The sequence below is a fragment of the Pseudarthrobacter kochi genome, assembly GCF_055412805.1.
The window spans coordinates 1-4,279 of record NZ_JBVAYV010000091.1; the positions used below are offsets into that span (position 1 = coordinate 1).

1 protein-coding gene is annotated in these 4,279 nt (G+C 58.5%); it reads right to left on the minus strand.

The genetic code is table 11. From position 1 onward, the window contains the following. Positions 1-27 precede the first annotated feature (27 nt). Complete coding sequence (locus ACZY0Y_RS19635; protein ID WP_463959910.1) at positions 28-3,963, minus strand: DEAD/DEAH box helicase; 3,936 nt, start codon at positions 3,961-3,963, stop codon at positions 28-30. Between the last annotated feature and the right edge of the window lie 316 nt (positions 3,964-4,279).

Sequence of the window (4,279 nt, forward strand, 5' to 3'; positions counted from 1 at the left end):
TGCCGCCGGCCACCGCGATGGCCAATTTCAAGACAAAAAACCAGCCGCAAACCGTGGCTGCCTAACTGACAAGAAACCACCCGACTGTCTCACATCCTTGACACACCTCAGGGCTTCATCAACGATGACCAGGTCGGGATCAGACATCCATTCGTACATGGAGCGACGGTTCTGTTGGATGCTTGCGAGCGTTTGAATGGTTGCGACGACGAGGTGGAGCTTGGTTTCTTCTCGGATTGCGCTGTTCCCACCCCAAAGCCTGCTCACCGCCATTCGCTCACCGGGTGCTCCTGCCGCCTGCCAGACGTACATCCAAGTTTCGATTGCCTGCTCGCAGAGTTCTTCAGATTGGGCAATCCAGATGACCAGACGGTGAGCATCCTTCGGCGTTGCTTTGATGTCTCGGATCACGGATTCCACGGCTACGCGTGTCTTGCCAGCGCCTGTGGGCAACTGAACCAAGCCGCGGCTGTGCTTGGTATTCCCGGCGAGGAGGTCGCCGATCTTCTTACTGGTTGTCTCCTGATATTGGTGAAGTGGGTTCAAACCCACCGGTCCAACGAACTCCTCGCGTTCCGGTTTCTTCTTGATTGATTCGCCAGCCATGGCCGGGGAGAACCCGAGCTCCTTCACGAACTCCTGGGCCGTACGGCCGCCTCGGAATTGGTCCGGTGTTTCGATACCTGCCTCGGAAAGCGCCGGCTTGAGCACTTTGAGGAGACTGCTGCCGTGCAGAAGGCTGACGATCTCGAATAGGCGCTCGTCGGTGAGGTCCAGATCCCTGGCAGCCAGCATTTTCATGACGGCATCGGGGATGAGCTTCAGGAGGGTCTCGCGACCCACTAGCTCGGCCAACCTGCCAGCGTCCGTCTTCTGCCGGTTCACTCGTCCGATGCGAAGCGCGGCGTCGTGGTCTTTCTTGAGTTGCCGCATCGCCTGCATGACTTGAGATGCAGATTTGTTGCTTCCAAATGCACCCAGAATCGTCGTCAGCAGAGCTTGTTCTGTTTGCGGGGCTCGGTAGTAGAGCACACCGTCCTGCAGGACGGACGCCTTCGGAGTAGCCTCTGTCCGGGAATCAAAGCTATTGGTGCGAACCTCGCTAACCGCCGTGCAGGGCACACACACTGTCTGAACGGCGACTTCTCCAGCCGCACGTTTCAGGAACGGGTACAAAGCCTTGATGCTCTGAGCGTCTTCATTATCCAAGGGCGTCACATCGACCGACGTGTGGAATTCGACTGAAGTGGCGTCAACACCCCACTTGTCTTTGAGTGCTCCGTCCAGCTCTGCGTTGCCAGTGAAGAGTGTCGGAGCGGCGGCCACATTTACCAGGAAATCGCGGCTTTCAGGATCAAGAGCGAGGACGACTTCCGAGGTCAAGTATCGAGTCTTCCGATCTGTGCCTAGAGGTACAACCAGCTCCTTAGGGGCACGGACGCCGAGGAGGGCCAGGGCTCCGTAAAGCTCATGGAGCTGCTGCGTGGGCAGCTTGTCTTCAGCCAGAGAAAGGACGTAGGTCCAGTTGACCTGCTTGGCGGCCGTGGGCAGGCGCAGGGCTATGGCTTCCTCATGTCCTGGATGCGGGAGATAGTCACTCGGAATCCCTTCAATGGTGCCGACACAGCGCTTGGTGTCTACCAATCCCAGCGGAGTCTCAAGCGAGCCATGCTGCTTGACCCACCACAGGTCGGGCCCGTCTATGGTTTCCGCACCGCGGAAAGAACTCGTGTATTCGATTTTCGTCGGATACTGCGGTCGGCTCAACAGCGCGCGTGTCACCTTTGCGCGGGTCGTCGCAGAAGCGCTGGCGAGAAGGTGCAATCCATCGGTGGTCAAGGCCTGGGTGAACCTAATACCCGCCTCTGAAACGGGAGCGGGGCCGGTCCGGGACTCGGAAGAGATCCTGCTTGCTTCGGCCGACTTCCAAAGTTCGTACGTTGAACCGTCACGAGTCATTTGGGCTTCGCTCAGGGTCGTGCGTGCGCCAAGATTTTTCAGGAGTGGCAGGTCATTGCCGTGGAAGCGGTCATCCACGAGCAAGTGCTCGTCTCCAATATTTGAAGTGGGGATGAGCGGGCCAGGAATCCAGACTTCACCGAGTGGACGCCATTTCGTATCCCGGCAACGGACCAGAATACGTCCCGGGGTCGTGCGTTCACTAACAATGGAGAGGCTCTCCGGGACAGGAAGCGACCGGGTGAGCCGCCAAAGAGATTCGGCCAGCTCCTTGTCCGCGTAATCCTGAGCAACCTCGCTGGCGACCCGGCTGATGACTCCCCGGCCGTCCTGGGCTTGAAGGTCCAGGGAACGGAGGTAACTGTTGGCGCTCCCATGGTGCATCAGTTCGTAGGAGACAACGCTCGGCGATTCATCGTCCGGGCCCAAAGGCAAGAAGACTCGAGACGTGATGGGCGGCTGCACGCTTCCGTCGGCCATCAGGACGATGCGGCTGCGGCGCATCGCCTGCCGGTAGTCGCTGTAGGACTTGTCGATGAGGGCAGCCAGTTGCAGGGCGTTCTCGTAGTCTTGAAGCTCGCCACCTACGACGACTTCCTCCAGCCATTCCTCGACGGAAGCGCGCTTGAGGTTAGCCTCGCCAAGGATTCGTATGACCTGGGGCTCGCGGCCGCGCAAGGCTGCCGGGTGCAGCCATGGCCGATCTCGCGGAACCCAAGAGTCCCACAGGTTAGTAAGGCGCGTCGCTTCGTCCAGACTGGGCTGGATTTTGATCTCGTTGGGCAGGTGCAGGGTTCCAGACCGGTCAGGCAGACAAGGGACGAAAGGCAAAATCGCGTATATCGGTTTGTTGATGACCCCGTCTGCCCATGAATATGACTCCTTTGCGCGGGAGGGGAGGATATCCAAGAACAGACCAGGGTCATCTTCCGAGCTCAGACGGGGGAGTGCACCTGCAACCATCCGCGGGAGTGCCCGGGTCAGGATCTCCTGGTTGTAGCGGGTCTGGAGCATACTGTGGCGGTCTTCGTTCATTTTGAACGCGGCGTTCACAATACCGCGGAGCGATGTCTCGTGTTGGGTGGGGAAGTAGTTCCAGAAACGCCCGAGTTTGGAGCGCTGGTTGCCGGTGATTGGTACCGCCCAGGAAACGTCAACGTGCTGACGGGCGACGATCGATCCTGCCTCGGCGGCCGCTTGTGCGCTGACCTCGTGCTGATGATGGAAGACGAGCCATGCGTCGCTCTTTCTACCGTCACTGAGGATAACCTTGTCGCCGTCCCTGGCGGCGGTCCAGGTCACGGCTGATTTCTGAACGCGGTCATCGAACTCCAGCGAGCCGATTTTGTCCGAAAATAGCAGAAATTCTTGCGGAAAGTTGGTCATTTCGTCAGACAGCCAGCTGATGCTGCCTGACAGGGGCAGCTTGACGACAGTTGTGGCCCACTCCATCAACTTTGCAAGGACCGGGTCCTGGGTGCTTTCAAGGGCCGCATCGACCGGCGTCGCTATACGCAGAATTGGGTAGGCTTCGAGACCGGGGTACAGCTTCTCCAGTGTTTCGCGGCTGCGTTCCTGGCTCCAAGAGACAGACCCGCTCCGGCTGAAGATCTGAGGGTCAGCGGTGACTTGGATTACGGATTTGAAGCCCAAACCGAAACGACCGATCGCATCGTCCCTCTTCTCGGATGAGTGAGACAGCATCAGCGTGCGGAACCCGGCCTCGGTGAACGGCTGCCCTTCATTTGCGCAGTAGAGCGCGTCCTGGGTCAGAACTACTTTGATTCGACCGCCGGGCTTATCAATGGCATCGGCAGCATTCTGAATGAGCTCGTTGAGCTGCTTGCGTCCGTACCCGCCCTGCGAGATGGCCGCTTCGATGTTGCTGTGCTCGCGAACGAGATCCGGTCGCGCCCGATATGCGTTAAGCGCGCTTTCCGTCTCCGCTGCCACGAATTTGCTGAGCGACGATTCCGTCCCAGCCCATGACTCTTGAACCTTCATTGGTTCTTTCCCCCAATTGACAAGAGTGCCTCCGGCTTACACCGGTGCTTTCCCGATCATTCTTATCACTGTGGAGCGACATTGATATCGATCAAGGTGCAGGTCAGATGAATTGTCTCAGGAATGTTGCAATTGCGGCGATGCCATAACAAGCCCGAGAGCCGTCAGCCGTGACAGGGCGCTCAGAGCATTCCGCGCTCTAACCCCAATACCGTTTACTTAGCGTCTGTTCTGTTAATGTTGGTGTATGGCTCGCAGCGGATGGATTAAGCCCGAAACCCCGGAACGTTTGAGTGATCACGTCTCCCTGGGGGTT

Coding starts and splice junctions, on each gene's coding strand:
- ACZY0Y_RS19635 (WP_463959910.1), bottom strand. CDS start 3,963: ATGAAGGTTCAAGAGTCATGGGCTGGGACGGAATCGTCGCTCAGCAAA.